General features: G+C 36.2%; 13 protein-coding genes, 1 tRNA gene and 1 pseudogene. 12 read left to right on the forward strand and 3 right to left on the reverse strand.

Annotated elements, in window-relative coordinates:
* The first annotated feature begins 51 nt into the window (after window positions 1–51).
* Window positions 52–612, forward strand: coding sequence for a manganese efflux pump MntP (locus F3G75_RS06515; RefSeq protein ID WP_149716996.1), 561 nt, complete (start codon window positions 52–54; stop codon window positions 610–612).
* Window positions 613–695: 83 nt separating this feature from the next.
* Here the strand turns inward: F3G75_RS06515 and F3G75_RS06520 are convergent.
* Window positions 696–770, reverse strand: a tRNA-Glu gene (locus F3G75_RS06520).
* 68 nt (window positions 771–838) lie between these two features.
* Here F3G75_RS06520 and F3G75_RS06525 point away from each other — a divergent pair.
* The 5 genes from F3G75_RS06525 to F3G75_RS06545 are packed head-to-tail and all read left to right on the forward strand — an operon-like array spanning window position 839 to window position 6,808.
* Window positions 839–1,309: a hypothetical protein gene (locus F3G75_RS06525; protein WP_149716997.1), complete on the forward strand. Its 471-nt coding sequence runs from the start codon at window positions 839–841 to the stop codon at window positions 1,307–1,309.
* Window positions 1,306–2,157, forward strand: coding sequence for a deoxyribonuclease IV (nfo, locus tag F3G75_RS06530; RefSeq protein WP_149716998.1), 852 nt, complete (start codon window positions 1,306–1,308; stop codon window positions 2,155–2,157). The genes F3G75_RS06525 and nfo overlap by 4 nt, the downstream gene beginning before the upstream one ends.
* Window positions 2,154–3,386 (forward strand): OmpP1/FadL family transporter, encoded by a 1,233-nt coding sequence (locus tag F3G75_RS06535; protein WP_149716999.1) that lies wholly within the window; start codon window positions 2,154–2,156, stop codon window positions 3,384–3,386. The genes nfo and F3G75_RS06535 overlap by 4 nt, the downstream gene beginning before the upstream one ends.
* Before the next feature lie 12 nt (window positions 3,387–3,398).
* A complete protein-coding gene (locus tag F3G75_RS06540; RefSeq protein WP_149717000.1) occupies window positions 3,399–5,075 on the forward strand; it encodes a fatty acid--CoA ligase in 1,677 nt (558 codons plus the stop codon).
* Window positions 5,075–6,808: an ATP-binding protein gene (locus F3G75_RS06545; RefSeq protein WP_149717001.1), complete on the forward strand. Its 1,734-nt coding sequence runs from the start codon at window positions 5,075–5,077 to the stop codon at window positions 6,806–6,808. The genes F3G75_RS06540 and F3G75_RS06545 overlap by 1 nt, the downstream gene beginning before the upstream one ends.
* A 584-nt stretch (window positions 6,809–7,392) precedes the next feature.
* Here the strand turns inward: F3G75_RS06545 and fliI are convergent.
* Window positions 7,393–8,700 carry a flagellar protein export ATPase FliI gene (gene fliI / locus F3G75_RS06550; RefSeq protein WP_149717002.1) on the reverse strand — a complete coding sequence of 436 codons (1,308 nt, stop codon included), beginning with the start codon at window positions 8,698–8,700 and terminating at the stop codon, window positions 7,393–7,395.
* The gene (folE, locus tag F3G75_RS06555; protein ID WP_021090409.1) at window positions 8,697–9,269 is read right to left on the reverse strand and encodes a GTP cyclohydrolase I FolE; all 573 of its coding nucleotides are present in this window, start codon (window positions 9,267–9,269) and stop codon (window positions 8,697–8,699) included. Before folE ends, fliI begins: the two co-directional genes overlap by 4 nt.
* Before the next feature lie 137 nt (window positions 9,270–9,406).
* Here folE and tig point away from each other — a divergent pair, with 137 nt between their 5' ends.
* The 6 genes and pseudogenes from tig (at window position 9,407) to F3G75_RS06585 (ending at window position 16,357) form a co-directional block, all read left to right on the forward strand.
* On the forward strand, window positions 9,407–10,738 hold the full coding sequence (gene tig / locus F3G75_RS06560; protein ID WP_149717003.1) for a trigger factor: 1,332 nt from the start codon (window positions 9,407–9,409) through the stop codon (window positions 10,736–10,738).
* Window positions 10,738–11,328 (forward strand): ATP-dependent Clp endopeptidase proteolytic subunit ClpP, encoded by a 591-nt coding sequence (clpP, locus tag F3G75_RS06565; protein ID WP_054196008.1) that lies wholly within the window; start codon window positions 10,738–10,740, stop codon window positions 11,326–11,328. The genes tig and clpP overlap by 1 nt, the downstream gene beginning before the upstream one ends.
* Window positions 11,329–11,336: 8 nt before the next feature.
* Complete coding sequence (locus F3G75_RS06570) at window positions 11,337–12,359, forward strand: GGDEF domain-containing protein (RefSeq protein ID WP_085657935.1); 1,023 nt, start codon at window positions 11,337–11,339, stop codon at window positions 12,357–12,359.
* Window positions 12,360–12,373: 14 nt separating this feature from the next.
* Window positions 12,374–12,892, forward strand: coding sequence for a peptide deformylase (gene def, locus F3G75_RS06575; protein ID WP_103592665.1), 519 nt, complete (start codon window positions 12,374–12,376; stop codon window positions 12,890–12,892).
* Window positions 12,889–13,761: pseudogene (locus F3G75_RS06580) on the forward strand (magnesium chelatase domain-containing protein); the annotation flags it as partial. The gene def and the pseudogene F3G75_RS06580, both read left to right, overlap by 4 nt.
* A 100-nt stretch (window positions 13,762–13,861) precedes the next feature.
* Window positions 13,862–16,357 carry an NACHT domain-containing protein gene (locus tag F3G75_RS06585; protein ID WP_103559952.1) on the forward strand — a complete coding sequence of 832 codons (2,496 nt, stop codon included), beginning with the start codon at window positions 13,862–13,864 and terminating at the stop codon, window positions 16,355–16,357.
* Window positions 16,358–16,403: the final 46 nt, after the last annotated feature.

Below are 16,403 nucleotides of genomic sequence, written 5' to 3' on the forward strand. Positions count from 1 at the left end.
ATAAATTTAATATTTTTGCACTAGAATTCACCCTTTTTTTAAAGGAAGATTATGCAACTTTTACTTCTTAGCTTCGCTCTTAGTATGGATAGTGCGGCACTAAATATGGCAAATGGTGCAAGGTATAAAAATTTAGCTCTTAATAAAATTTTATTTATTGCTTTTATGCTTGGCTTTTTTCAGTTTCTTATGCCACTTCTTGGCTATCTTTTAGGTGTTAGTTTTGCAAAATTTATAAGCTCGGTTGATCATTTCATCGCATTTTTTATACTCTGTTTTCTTGGTTTTAGAATGTTTAAAGAAGCCTGTAGCAAAGAGGAGTGTGAGTATCTTAAGATAGGATTTAAGACCATTTTGTATGGGGCGTTTGCTACTAGCGTGGATGCTCTTGCCGTTGGCGTCACACTTAGCTTTGAAGAGATAAATATCTTTCAAAGCTCGCTCATCATCGGTGTAGTCTGCTTTGTGCTAAGCCTAGCTGCCTTTTACATCGGTAAATTTATGGGTGAAATTTTAGAGAAAAATGCGCTCTTTTTGGGAGGAGCGATATTAATTTTTCTAGGTTTTAAAATTTTAATAACACATTTAATTGAAAGCGGCACATTTCAATAAAAATTTAAAATAACAATTAAAAATAATATTTAAGATTAACTATATTTTAAAGCTTATATGGATAAGATTTTGATTTTTAGAAGTGGTGACCCATACGAGACTCGAACTCGTGTTACCGCCGTGAAAGGGCGATGTCCTAACCGCTAGACGAATGGGCCACATGTCGGTTATGAAGTTGGGATTATATTTCTTTTATACTTAATTTTAGATTAATAAGGAAAAATTTTTGAAAAATTTTTTATTTACTTTGTTGTCTGTTTTTATTTTTACAGGTTGCGTGGCTACTAAAACGCCGCAAAATTCACAAGCTTTTCAAGTTACTTTATTTTCACCAATGATAAAGATAAATGATGTTGGATTTTTCCATAAATATAAAAATGAGCTAAATTTGCAAATTTATAGTTCTGGCGTAAACACCGCAAATATAAGCATAAGAGATAAAATTTGCATAAATAATGCTTGCTTTAACAAGACTGAGTTTAATGAGAAATTTTTTCTAGCCCCGCACTACGAGAGCCTTTTTGAAGAAATTTTGCAAAAAGAAAAGATTTATGACGGCAAAGGCTTGATAAATACGGAGTGTGGCTTTAGACAAGATCTAAGTTCATATTTTATAAAATACGAGGTTTGTGATAACTACGTCAAATTTGTAGATAGCAAAAACAAAATAAGAGTGATAATAAAAGAGTTAAAATGAGATACATCGGAGCTCACGTAAGTGCTGCTGGAGGCGTATTTAATGCTCCATTAAATGCTGCAAAAATAGGAGCAAATGCCTTTGCGCTTTTTACAAAAAATCAACGCCAGTGGAATGCAAAAGAGCTAAGTGCTAGTGAAATAGAGCAATTTAAAGAAAATCTAAAAATTTCTGGCATAAACACAAAGCATGTTTTGCCACACAGTAGTTACTTGATAAATTTAGGCCATCCGGATGAGGAGGCAAGAGCAAAGTCGCTTGAAGCCTTTATAGATGAGATAGATCGCGCCAGTAAGCTTGGGCTAGAGCTTTTAAATTTTCATCCAGGCTCACATCTAAAACAAATAAGCGAAAAAGAGTGCTTAGATAATATCGCAAACTGCATGAATGTGGCACTTAAACGCACAAGCGGTGTAAAGCTAGTCATCGAAAATACAGCTGCACAAGGCTCAAATTTAGGCTTTAGTTTTAAGCAGATTGCTTATTTAATAGAGCGAGTAGACGATGAGAGTAGGGTTGGTGTTTGCTTTGATACCTGTCATGCATTTGCTGCTGGATATGATCTAAGAAGTAAAGAGGCCTACGCTAAAACTATGGGGGAATTTGATGCGATCATTGGCTATAAATTTTTATCCGGCATGCATTTAAATGATGCAAAATTTGGACTTGGCTCGAAAAAAGATAGGCACGAGAGCCTTGGCAAGGGTGAGCTTGGATTTAGTGCTTTTAAAAATATAATAAATGATGATAAAATAGGCGAAATTCCTTTAATATTAGAGACGATTGACGAGAGTATTTGGGAAGACGAGATAAAAATTTTAAGAAATTTCGAAAAGGAAAAACTATGAAAAAAGTGCTATTAAGCATTATTATGGCATCTACTTTGCTAAATGCTGGAGGTTATAAAGTTCCTGAGCAAAGTGCTGATTCTTTAGGTCTTGCTGCTAGTAACGTAGCCTTTAGTTTTGGGGCTGATGCGGCATATTTTAACCCTGCAAATATGATGTTTTTAGATGGACGTCATCACATAGAAAGTACCCTTGGCTGGTTTCATATAAATAAGCTTGAGTTTAAAAGTGATAGTGGCAAAAGCTATAGATCAGAAAAATTTGACTCGCTAGCTGGTACATTTAGTTTTGTAACGCCAGAAATTTATGAAAACTGGAAATTTGGTTTAGCTCTTGCCGTTCCTGCTGCTGTTGGTGTATCATGGGAAGATCCAGCTACCGCATTTACCGCTAAAAGGTTTAAGCTACAAGTTGTTGAGCTAAATCCAACCGTAGCTTACCGCATAAACGATAAACTTGCCGTTGCTCTTGGTGCTAGAGGCGTTTATAGTAAAGGTAAGATAGCAAGTGACTTTGGACGAATAGGCTACAGGGAGATAAAAGGCGATGGTATGGGCTATGGCTATAATGTCGCGCTTACTTATAGGCCTATTGAGGATTTAAGCTTTGCCGTTACTTACCGCTCAAATGTAAATTTAGAACTTAAAGGCCATACAGATGCTGATTTTAACGGAGTGCTATCTCCTATAAGCTACCATGGCAAAACAAAAGTTGAGATCCCACTTCCTGCACAGCTTGTACTTGCAACTGGATATAAATTTAGCGACTTTACTCTTTTACTAGCTTTTGAGAGGACGTATTGGTCTAAATTTAAAGGCTATGACTTTGAATACATGGATAAAGGTCCAGCTCACTCGCATCCAGCTTTTGCAAGATTCATGGACGATCCAGTCATAAAAAATGCAAAAGATACAAATACGTATAGACTAGGCCTTGCCTACGACGTAAATGAAAAATTTAGACTAATGGCTGGCTTTGCCTATGATGAAGACATTACGAGTAGCAAGCATACTGGCTTAGAGCTTCCAAATACTACGTCTAAGGTGTATTCTTTTGGAGCAAATTATAAATTTACGCCAAATCTTGAAATGGCACTTGGATATGTTTATCAACACCGTGATAAGAAGCGTGCGACAGGTATTACCAATAGCATTGCTACAAAAATGTCAGGGGAATTTGATACTGGTACGATCCAAATCCTTGGTACGACTTTTAAATATACATTTTAGTTAGGGTCAAGAATGCGATACTCTTATAATAATTTTTATGAAATTTTAACCAAAGTAGCAAAGGAAAATCCAAATCAAGTAGTTCTTTTTGAAGAAAAAGAGAAGCTAAAATATCGCGAATTAAAGCAAAATGTCGATAAAGTGGCAGCTTATTTGCAGCTTGCTGGAGTAAAATTTGGTGATAAAGTAGCTATGGCGGTTACAAACTCGAAAGAATTTATCATCTCATACCTTGCGACAACCGCAATAGGCGGTATTGCAGTGCCTATGAATACTTTTTTAAAAGCAAACGAGTTTGAATATATCATAAATGATTGCGGCGCAAAGGTGCTTTTTGCGTCTAGCTCGCTTGCAAAAGAGTTAATCGCATTAAATGAGCTTGAAGCTTTAAGAAAGATAATCTGGATCGGAGCAATACCAAAGAAACTTCAAAGTGCTTCAAAGGATGAATATATAGACACTGACGAAGAGTATGGCGAGAGCGCGTATCTTACTTCAACACCTCAAATTTCAAAAGAGGATATGAGTAAGGGCTATGAAAATAACGGCCTTGTTAAAAACATAAATTTTACAGAAACTCTAAATCACAAATACGCTCTTAGTATCACAAAGTATCCAGTAATAGATGATTTAATGCATATAATTTACACTTCAGGCACTACTGGCAAGCCAAAAGGTGCGATGATAAGCTATAAAAATATCTTTTCAAATTTAATTGGAGCTCATGATCGTTTTATAGTGAAAAAAAGCGATCGTTTCATAGTCTTTTTGCCAATGTTTCATAGTTTTACGCTAACTGCAATGGTTTTACTTCCGATATTTGCGAGCGCTTCGATGGTTCTTGTAAAGTCGGTATTTCCATTTTCAAATGTGTTAAAACAAACTTTGCTAAAGCGTGTAACTGTATTTTTGGGAATCCCAGCCATCTATACAGCTATCGGTAAGGCAAAAATTCCTTGGTATTTTAGATGGTTTAACCGCATTAGATTATTTGTAAGTGGTGCGGCTCCGCTTGCAAAGCAGACGATAGATGACTTTAGAGTGAAATTTCCGCGTGCAACACTTGTCGAGGGATATGGTCTTAGCGAATGCTCACCAGTCGTAGCTGCAAATTTATATGATAAACAAAAGCTTTTAAGTGTAGGGCCTGTGCTTGATGGCTATGAGGTAAAGATAGTAAATGATGAGATGATGGAGCTTCCAGTTGGCCAGATCGGTGAGATCATTGTAAAGGGCGACTGCGTCATGCAAGGCTACTATGGTATGCCAAGCATCACTGATGAGACCATCATAAACGGCTGGTTAAAGACTGGAGATCTTGGCAAAGTCGATGAAGAGGGCTTTATCTATATCGTTGATCGCAAAAAAGATCTTATCATATCAAAGGGTATCAATATCTATCCGCGCGAGATCGAAGAAGTTATTTACAAACTTGAAGCAGTTGAAGCAACAGCAGTAATTGGCGTAAAAGATGTACATGCCGATGAAGAGGTTGTGGCGTTTATTCAGGTAAAAGAGGGCATGGATCTTGATGAAAAAACAGTAAGAGAGCATTTGAAGAAAAATTTAGCGAATTTCAAGATACCAAAGAGTATCTATTTTGCCGAAGAGTTGCCTAGAAATGCTACTGGCAAGGTGCTAAAACGTGTATTAAAAGAGCAAATAGAGCAGATGAAGGATAAATTTTAGTGAAATACTTGCTTGATTTTTTAAACCAGGACCTCAAAAAAAGCAAAATTTACGAGCTGATAAAGTGCGGCGACGAAGAGGGAGAAATTTTAAAATATCTAAGTAAAGCTTATGTGCAAGGAACGGCTAGTATGAGCGTTTTTGAGCTACTTGGAGCAGTCTTTGGCACGCAAAATGATAAGCAGCTTTTGTATCTAAAATTTATAAAAAATTTGCTTGATAGCGGTTGGATTGTACAAAATTATAGTCTTTTTAAAATACCTGAGAGCACGCAAAGGGCTTCAGCTCAAGGGCTGCTTTCGCTACTTCATTCTGAAATTTCTCTATCAGCCACATTTTTAAAAATTCTTGAAGATGGCAACGCTGATATAAATTTACCAGAGCTTGCGCCTTATGAAGATCATTTGGAGTATTTAAAAGATCAGTTTTTAAAGGTGGAGCTTTACTCAAAGGCTGCCATTTTTGGCGATGGCTCAAGTGATGCCAAAAAGCGAATAAATGAGCAAATTTCTGAGCTTACAAAGCGAATCAACGAGCGCGTAAAACTAAGCAAGATCAGCCTAAAGATAGAGCAAATTTTTAAAGAAAATTCGCTAGATGAAAAAGAGCAGATCATATTTTTAGCCCTTTTAAAAGAGGAGTACGCGGGCGACTTTGAAAATGGCCGCGACCTAAACACGCTAGTTGGGCTAATAAGCAAAGACGAGCTTGAACGCATCAAAAATCGCACTCTTTTAGAGGATGGCTCAAGGCTCATCGAGGGTGCGCTGATTGATTATGATGAGGTTTTAAACGCTTACGGCAATGTAAGCAAGAGCTTTTTCATAAATGAAGAAATTTTGCAAAGCATAATGCACCCAAAAAATGATAAAAACAGCAAGAAAATCAAGATCGAAAGCCTGGTAAAAGAGCAAGAAATTTTTGAGCTCATCGAGCCAGTAACTAGCCTAGAAGACGTCGTGCTAAACGAAAAGACAAAACAGCTTTTAAGCACGATACTAAAGCAAGTAGATAAAAAAGTGCTGGCTAGACTTAGCAACTGGGGGATAAAAACTAGGAAAAATATAGACGCCAAGATCATCTTTTACGGTGAGCCTGGCACTGGTAAAACCATGAGCGCCGTTGGGCTTGCAAAGAGCCTAAAGAAGCAAATTCTAAGCTTTGACTGCTCAAAAATTTTAAGCAAATATGTTGGCGAGAGCGAGCAAAATGTAAGGAAAATTTTTGATACTTACAAAGAAATTTGTAAAAAAAGCGGCAGCGAGCCGGTACTCTTACTAAACGAAGCTGATCAGTTCTTAAGCACGAGAGTGGAGAGCTCAAGCGGCGCTGAGAAGATGCATAATCAAATGCAAAACATCTTTTTAGAGCAGATCGAGCGCTTTGAGGGTGTGCTGATCGCTACGACAAATTTCTTGCAAAGCCTTGATGTAGCGTTTTCAAGGAGATTTGACTACAAGATCGAGTTTAAAAAACCTGATTTTAACGGTAGACTTGCTATCTGGCGTAAAATTTTGCCTGAAAATGCGAGCTTTGAAGATGGCTTTAGTGTAGAAAGGCTGGCTGAGTTTAACCTAAGTGGCGCGCAGATAGTCCTTGCACTAAAAAATACTGCATTAAAAGTCGCTATAAAAGATGATGGGATTTTTACCTTTGAGGACTTCAAAACGACGATAGAGCGCGAGCTAAACTCGAGCTTTGGCGAGGATAAAAAGATGGGATTTGGCTCTTAATCTCTTTCAAAATTTACTATCTCATGTAGTATATGTTTCGCGCCACGAGGCGAAGTCTAAAGTGCTATGGATTACCAATCTAAATGTAAAATTTTGCTTTCATAGTTAAATTTACGCCATGATTGCTACCAAAATTTACAGCAAAACAGATATCAGCGCATAATCACTTAGTATAAATTTAACTTGCTCACTTGTCTCAAATTCACTACTGCAGAGTTTTCAAATAAGTAATTTTTGTCAAAAAATCCCAAATTTTAGAATTTGCACACTTTGTGATCGCTGTTTGGGATGCGTATTGTGCTTAGAAATAGTTTTTAATACTTTGTCGTTTTGTATAACACAAAAACCGTTCTCACTAAGTTTAAAATAAAAAGCCTCATAAATTTCAAATTCTCTTTCATAATATTTGTAGTAGCACTTTTTGAAATCAAAAAAGAGAAAATAGAAATTTATAGGTCCTTGAGCGCAATTTTTACATCCGAAGCAAAGAAGTAGTGAGCGATCACTTTAACAATTAGTATAAAAAAAATTGATTATATTTTTAGTAGCCAAATTTTGTAAAAAGGCTTGCAAATTTTAGAAATCTACTGATTGATCTTATCGAGCAGCTCTTCAACCTCTTCAAGCACAAAGGCTTCTTCTGAGCTTTGTTTTAAGAAGTTCTCCATAAATTCTTTTTTCGAGATCGCAAGATCAAGCTCCTTGTCGCTACCCTTTTGATAAGCACCGATACGAAGCAAGACTTCGTTTTCTTTTAAAAGCGAGTAAAGACGCTTAAATTTCATTGCATTTAGCTTGTGCTCTTTGCTGATCACATCGCCCATGACACGCGAGGCCGAGTTTTGGATGTTGATAGGTGGGTAAATTCCAAAGTCCGTTAATTCGCGGCTTAGCACGATGTGTCCGTCTAGGATAGAGCGGCTTTGGTCAGCTATCGGATCGCTCATATCATCGCCTTCAACTAGCACGGTGAAAAATGCCGTGATACTGCCCTTGCCCTTCTCTTTGCCGGCGCGCTCCATTAGCTGAGGTAGGAGTGTGAGCGAGCTTGGAGGATAGCCTTTTGAAGTCGGTGGCTCTCCAAGTGCAAGGCCGATCTCACGCTGCGCCATCGCAAAACGCGTTACGCTATCCATGATGAAAAGCACGTCATTGCCTTGCTGTTTGAAGTACTCAGCCACGCTCATCGCACAAAAAGCACCGTATTTTCGCATGAGTGAGCTGTCATCACTGGTCGCTACGATTATGACCGTACCCTCTAGGTCACCACCTAGGTTTTTTTCGATAAATTCGGGCACCTCGCGACCACGCTCGCCTATTAGTGCGACCACTTTTATGGGAGCTAGTGTGTTTTTTACGATCATGCCCATGAGGGTTGATTTGCCTACGCCAGATCCCGCAAAAATTCCTAGCTTTTGCCCTTTGCCACATGTGAGTAGCCCATCTATCGTCTTTATACCAACACTAAATGGCTCATTTATAAGCCCCCTTTTCATCGCATCTATCGGTGCTCTCATGATCGGCATATACTCAGTCGTATCGATCGGTCCCTTACCGTCTATTGGCTTCATAAATGGATCGACCACACGCCCAAGCAAATTTGGCCCCACAGGTATATTCATACCTTGATCGCTTTCATAGACAAAGTCGCCTATCCTAAAGCCCTCAACAAATCCAAATGGGCTTATATAAGCGCCATCTGTCTTTATTTGCGTAACCATGCCAAGACCATTTTTGCTCTTATCTTTTGCAACTATACGCACGATGTCGCCAATGCTTGGACGAAGTCCAGTGATCTCGATAGTCGTAGCTGTGATTTTAGTTATGATGCCAAAGGTATTTGAGAGTTTCACCCCCTCTTTAAGCTTTAAATTTATATGCTCTAAGCTCAAAAATGCGTTTCCCTAGGAGAATTTATAAGCGAGAAAAACTCCCGCCTCGTGTCTGCGTTTTTGATAAAGCAGCCCCTAAGAGCCGAGGTCGTAGTGGTTGAGTTTATCTTTTGCACACCCCTCATCTCAACGCACATATGTCTAGCCTCGACGACGACTCCAACGCCTTTTGGAGCGATTACGTCCTCAAGTGCTTTTGCGATCTGCTCAGTCATTTGCTCTTGAATTTGCAAGCGTCTGGCGTAGATATTTACCATGCGTGGAATTTTACTAAGTCCAACGACCTTGCCATTTGGGATGTAAGCCACATGCACACGGCCGATAATAGGCAGCAAATGGTGCTCGCAAAGGCTATAAAACTCGATGTTTCGCATGAGAACCATTTCGTTATTTGAGCTAGTAAAAAGTGCGTCACCAAGAACCTCTTTTGGATCTTCATCATATCCGCTAGTTAGAAATTTAAATGCTTTAAAGACACGCTCAGGCGTCTTTATAAGGCCTTCTCTGTTTGGATCTTCGCCTATAATCGTTAGCATGTTTTTAACCGAATTTTCAAAACTCTCTTGCATAAATTTTCTCCATAATTTTATTGCCAGATTCTACGTTAAAACGCCTTTTATATCTATAAAAATTTACAAATTTACAATGAAATAAGGAAAATTCTGCTATATTTTGGGCTAAAAATTTGTATTCATAAAGGAATTAGATGGAAATCAAAACAAAAGCTCTAGATAGCGTAAATACCCTAGCAAGCACAACTATAAGTACAGATGCTATAAAATCTAGCGTAGAAAAACTAGCAAAAAAAGCAGCAAAAACTATGAAAGTAGATGGCTTTAGACAAGGCCATGTGCCAGTTGCTATTGTGCTAAAACGCTACGAGAAAGAGCTAACAAACGATGCTGAACAAGATGTCTTAAGAGATGTTGTTGATGAGGCTATAAAACAAGCAGGCAAGAAAAATGATGATCTTATCGGCGAGCCTATCGTTTCAAAATTTGATAGAAAAGATGGTAAGATCGACGTTGAGCTAACAGTTTCATTTAAACCAAGTGTCGATGTGAGCGGCTATGAGAGTTTGATACCTGAGTTTTCAAACCCACGTGTATTGAAAAAAGATATCGATGAGAAAAAAACTGAACTTTTAAAAATGATAGCTCCACTTGAAAAAATCGATGGCAAAAGAGGCCTAAAGGTTGGTGATTTTGCTAAATTTGACTTTGAAGGCTTTGTTGATGGCGTTGCATTTGATGGTGGCAAGGCTGAAAACTATGTACTTGAGATCGGCTCAAATCAATTCATTCCAGGCTTTGAAGATGGTATGGTAGGCATAAAAGCTGGTGGCGAAAAAGATATCGAGGTTAAATTCCCAGAAAACTACGGAGCTGCACATTTAGCTGGTAAAGACGCTATCTTTAAAATAAAACTTCATGAAATTCAAGAGAGAAAAATTCCTGAAAAACTAGATGAAGAGATGCTAAAAACTTTACTTCCAAATGAAGAAAAACCAACTGAAGAGTTACTTGATGAGCGTATAAAAGAGCAAATCCGTCAAGAGAAAATTTATAAACTTATAAATGATGAGCTTAAGCCAAAATTTGCTGAAGCTGCGGTCGAGAAATTTAAATTTGACGTGCCAAAAAATATTGTTGAGCAAGAGATTGATATGCAGTTTAGAAACGCATGGAGCTCATTTACTCCAGATGATATGAAGAAATTTAGAGAGGACAAAGATGCTCTTTCTAAAAAACGTGATGAGTTTAGAAAAGACGCTGAAAATAGCGTTCGTTTAACTTTCATTATCGATGAGCTAGCTCGCGTAAGAGGCGTGAAAGTAAGCGATCAAGAGGTCGTTCAAGCGATCTATTTTGAGGCGTATAGAAGCGGTCAAGACCCAAAAGCACACCTTGAGATGTACCGCAACCAAGGCATGCTTCCAGCTATAAAGATGTCAATGATCGAAGAGAAGCTATTTGGTGAGCTCTTTAACAAAGAAAAAGACGAGAAAAAAGCAAGTAAAAAAGAGAAGGCCGAGTAATGAGCTATTACGTTCCTGTCGTAGTTGAAAGAACTAGTAGAGGTGAGCGAAGCTATGATATATACTCCCGTCTTTTAAAAGACAGGATCGTTATGCTAAGTGGTGAGATAGAGGACGGTATGGCTGCTTCTATTGTCGCCCAGCTTCTATTTTTAGAGGCTGAAGATCCAGATAAAGATATCTATCTATATATAAACTCACCAGGTGGCGTTATAACAAGTGGCTTTAGCATCTATGATACGATGAACTACATAAAGCCAGATGTTTGCACGATCTGTATCGGCCAAGCTGCTAGCATGGGTGCATTTTTGCTAAGCTGTGGCGCACCAGGTAAAAGATATGCGTTGCCAAATTCTCGCATCATGATACACCAACCACTTGGCGGTGCTAGAGGACAAGCGACTGATATCGAGATACAAGCTCGTGAAATTTTGCGTATGAAAGAAATTTTAAATGGAATTTTGGCCAAAAATACAGGTCAAAAGCTAAGTAAGATCGTAAAAGATACTGAACGTGACTTCTTTATGAGTTCGGCCGAAGCCAAAGAGTACGGACTTGTTGATAAAATTTTGGAGAAAAGTTTTAAATAAGGCCCAAAGTGATAAAGATAGATAATGCACCAGACCCTAAGAAAAAAGCGGTTGAGGTAAAACATATTCTAGAAAAAGAAAAGGTAGATATCTACAAATTTTCAGAAAATGTTTTGCATGAATTAAGCGACGATAATGTTCCATCTACGCCAAACAATTACTCTATTTATTTTGAGAAAATGCTTGATGGGCAGCCTGATGAATTTAGAAAAGAGATCGGTGATATGATAGTCATAAATTCCGAGATATCAGTACCATCAGGCAGTAATATCTCTATTGAAAAAGAGATAAAGCAAGGATTTATCCAAATAAAAAGCATGCTTCAAGCCGTGGTGCTAATCTATAAAAATTTAGGCATTATGAGAGGCCTAGTGCAAAAGCGTATGGATGCACTCAAAAATAATACAAATATCCTAGCTCTTCAAAATGTTTTAAGCGCATTTAATCATGATCTAATAAAATTAAACAGCCTTATGGATAAGCATCTTGATGTCATTAAAGTAAGCTATGACGAAGTAGCCAAGATGCTTAAATCTATTGAAGAGCAGTCGATTTATGATACGACATATGACGTTTATAATAAAAAATTTCTAGTAGCCACAGTGCAAAGTGAAGTAGAAGCCGTTAAAAGATATGGCTATAATGCATCGTTTTTACTAGTAAGAGCAAAAGATAGATTTACAAATCGTGTTAAAAATTTAAAAGAGCGAAACAATATGTATAAAGCTATATCACAGCTTCTTTTAAGAACTTCTAGAAGAAGCGATATAGTGGCTCATTACGGTGATGGCTGTTTTGCTATGGTTATGAAATATACTGATGAAAATGGCACAAAACAAGCCGGTAGCAGAATTTTAAATATGCTTTCGTCTATACCTTGGAAGATAGATGGTGAAGAGTGCAAGCTTGATATCCAAGTAGTTTCAAGCATGATAACAAAGACAAGAAGTGCTGAAGAACTAATCTCTTACTCGTTAGATCAACTAATACTAACACAAGATGATGAGCAGCCTATATTTTTGGGTGAATAAGTAGGAGTTTGAGCTTGATCTTAGAGGTTTTATCTTATCCAAATAAAAAGCTTTATGAAGTCTCAAAAGAGGTTAAAAATTTTGATGAGGAACTTCACAAACTACTTGATGATATGTATGATACGATGATTGCAAAAGAGGGCATCGGCCTTGCTGCTATTCAGATAGGTGTCGCAAAAAGAATTTTTATTATAAATTTAGCCAATGACGAGGGCGTGCAAGATAAAGAAAATTTAATCGAAATCATAAACCCAAAATTTGAACTACGTGAGGGTGAGTGTGTCTATCAAGAGGGCTGCCTTAGTGTGCCTGGATATTATGAAGATGTAAAAAGAAATGAGGTTGTGGCTATCAAATATCAAGACCGCTTTGGCAAAGAGCAAAGTTTAAAGGCTGATGGGCTTTTGGCTATTGCTATCCAGCATGAAAATGATCATTTAGATGGACATCTTTTTATAGAAAAAATCGGCTTTAATAAACGCAAAAAATTTGACAAGGAATACAAAAAGCAAAAAAAAGAAAAAGCTTCATGAAGTCTCTAAGATGTGCTACTTACGGCGATGGGCTGAAGATAATTGACGTTGAGTCTATCTTCTCTCGCGGGCTTCCTGGTTTTAGCATCGTTGGGCTTGCAAGCACAAGCATAAAAGAGAGTACAGAACGCGTAAAGGCAGCGCTTCTAGCACTTGATTTTTCCTTCCCAGCACAAAAGATAACCATAAATTTATCCCCTTCAGATCTGCCAAAAAGTGGCTCACATTTTGACCTAGCTATCGCCCTTCTTATAGCTCTTCAAAAGGCAAAAAGCTTAGAGAAAATTTTTGTCTTTGGCGAGCTTGGACTCAATGGAAGCGTAAAAAGCACAGCAAATTTATTCTCGATCCTTCTTTTTTTAAGCACGCAGGTAAAAAACGTAAAAGTCTTAGTACCAAAAGAGATAGCACAAAAAGCTTCAATGATCCCAAATTTAGAGACTTATGCGGTTAGTACTCTAGAGGAAGCGATTAGGTTTTTTAATGACGCAGAATTTGCAAAAAGCATACGTTTTACCGCCACGCATGAGCTATTTTCAAACGTGATAGAAATTTCTAGCAAAAGATATGTTCCAAATTTAAACTTCGAGCTTGATTTTAAGGACGTTTTGGGTCAAGAAAGAGCTAAAAGAGCCTGTGTCATCGCAGCCGTTGGTATGCACAATATTTTATTTGAAGGCAGTCCAGGTAGCGGCAAGAGCATGTGTGCAAAACGCCTCGTTTACATCATGGCGCCACAAAGCTTAGAAGAGGTGTTAAAGTCTGCCGCCTACCGATCACTAAATTTGCAAGATAGCGAATTTACAAGTATTAGAGCTTTTCGCTCGCCACATCACACCTCGACTAAAAGTTCAATATTTGGTGGCGGTTGTGAAATTCAATAAAAGTTGCGAATAGTTCAATAAAAGTTGCGAACATATGTTGTTTTTATAATTTATTAAAATATTTTATTTTAAAAAGGATTATTTCATGGTTGACTACAATACAAAAGCAAAGAAATTAGGTCATGATACCAAGAAGGAGCGACTGCAGAGATTTTTAGGTAAAGAAAATGAATTTCACCATATTCTAAAGAAATTATTAGAAAAAATGCATCAAGAAAAAAATCCATATATAGAGATTTTACAAGGATCGAATGAGAATGGTAAAGACCTTGTTATGGAGTATGATGGATCTACTGGTAATAAAAAGTATACAGCCTTTGTTGTAAAGGCTTTAGAAAAACTAGATGGTAAAGCATCTGGAAAAACAACAGAAGTAGTAACACAAGTCAAGCAGGCTTTTAATTTACCAGCGAAACTGAATGATAAAAATGAAATGGTAACCATCTCCGATGTATGTATTGTTAATCTCGGAACAATTACACAGAATGCTCAAGAAAAAATCCTATATGAAATAAAAGAGGCTCCCTATAAAAATAATACCGAATTTATGGATATTACAAGGTTAATAAATTTATTTGAACAATATTATCCAGAATTCTTTTTTAATGGGAGTATGGAATCATTTTTGTTGGATCGCATAGAAAAAATAGAAGAATTCCTGGGAGACAATAATGACGATGAGTATTTTATTCAGCCAAATATTAAAAAAATTACGAGAAGCAGACAAGAGCTAATAATAAGCGATAATGATAAAAATACCCTCAATAGGATAGGCGAACAAATTTTTGGCAAGAAAGAAACTCTTGATTCTTTTTTAAAAATATTAATGTCAAAAACTAAAAAGAAATTTTTACTAACCGGTGATGCAGGCTCTGGAAAGTCCATTTTAGTATTTAAAATGGTACTCATTTCTATAAATTATTTATTAAAAGAAAACCAGAACCACATCCTTTTGGAAGAAAAGAAGGATTTTGCATTACCTGTATGTTTTAGGGCTATTGATTTTATCAACAGTTGTTCACTGCATAATTTTTCCAATATTATAGAATCTTTTTATGGTAATATGATTGCCATAAAGCCAAATTTAATTATTATAGATGGAATAGATGAAGTAGGAAATGAAATAAGAGATAAGATAAAGGGTAATATAGAAAGTTATTTAAGCAAGAGTAACAATAATGCAAATATACTTTTTACATCTAGAATTAACTATGGAATAATAGAATCTTTTTTCGAATATGAGAATTATGAGCTTTTGCCATACGGTGTAAATCAGGCGATATCTCTCATTAAAAAAATAATTAAAGCAAACAATATATCAATCAATATTGTAGAAAAAAGCATAAACGAACTAGAGGGACAAATACCATTCTATCCTTTGGCGTTAAAGCTTTTAATGGATGTTGTAAAAGAAAAACATGAGATTCCAGCATCCATTACGGAGTTATACAACAGATATGTCAGTCTAATTTTTGGTGAATATAAAACGACAGATGTTGATATTGATAAACTTTTTGAGCCAAAAATAAAAAAAGACTTTCTAGCTAATTTCGCATATCAATATTTTTTCAAACAAGATAAGACTATCGTTAGCAAAAATGATTTTAGCGAATGCGTCAATTCCTTTTGTAATAAATATAATTTTATAACGGATAAGCGCAGTTTTATTGATACTATTACTAGAACGTCTCTTATTAAAATAGACGAAAATGGCAATATGTCCTTTTCGCATAAATCATTTCTAGATTATTTTATTGCATTATATTTTAGGGACAATAAAGAAGAGTTAGATGATATTGATCAGTTTGACATATTGTTTGATTTGTATACTTCTGATGGCCTATGGGAGGATGTTGCTTATTTTTATTTTGGGTTAAAAACAAAGCTTAATCAAAAAGATTTGGAAAAATTAAGTAGTAGGATAGAGTCCTTGGAAGACAGATTTGAAAAAAATATCAATATAATGTTTTTAGGTAAGCTTCTACAATATGGTTGGATGACCGAAAATACTATAAAAAATAAGGTTATAGAAAAGGCAATAAACAATTCTTTAAATTTAAAAGATGACCTTAACTCTATATTCCAGAAAATTCTAAAAATAACAAATCCACCAAAAATACTTAGTAGCATAGCAATGCTCCATTTAACCGGAATGTATTATTCTAGTATGTTCATTGTTGACGAAGTAAAAAATATAATTTCTGAGGTTGCAAATGCTCCAATATCTGATAGTAGTATAGATTTACAGCCAGATGAAAATAAGCTCTACTTTTGCACCATCTACATACTATCAAATATAGATTTATTAGGAAAAGAATATGTGGGCGATATTTTGCTTAAGTTTTTGCCGCAAATAAATAGGATGTCAAATATTGAAAATAATCTGTTGTTGACTGTAATAATAGATATATTCAAAAATAAAAATAAATTAGACAACAAAGAAGATCTTAACTTATGTATAAAAAAAATAGTTAATAGGCAAAAGAGAAAATACCCCGAATTGATAAAAAGCATATTTTCCACAAAAAAGAAGAAGGACTTTAAAAAACTACCATCCTACAAACATAAAAAGACAAATTAATATGTTTGTATACCGTAGGTAAAAAGTTTAAATGTTAGCAGAAAAA

Origin of the sequence: Campylobacter concisus (assembly GCF_902460705.1) — a bacterium.
Taxonomy (GTDB): Bacteria; Campylobacterota; Campylobacteria; order Campylobacterales; family Campylobacteraceae; genus Campylobacter_A; species Campylobacter_A concisus_Z.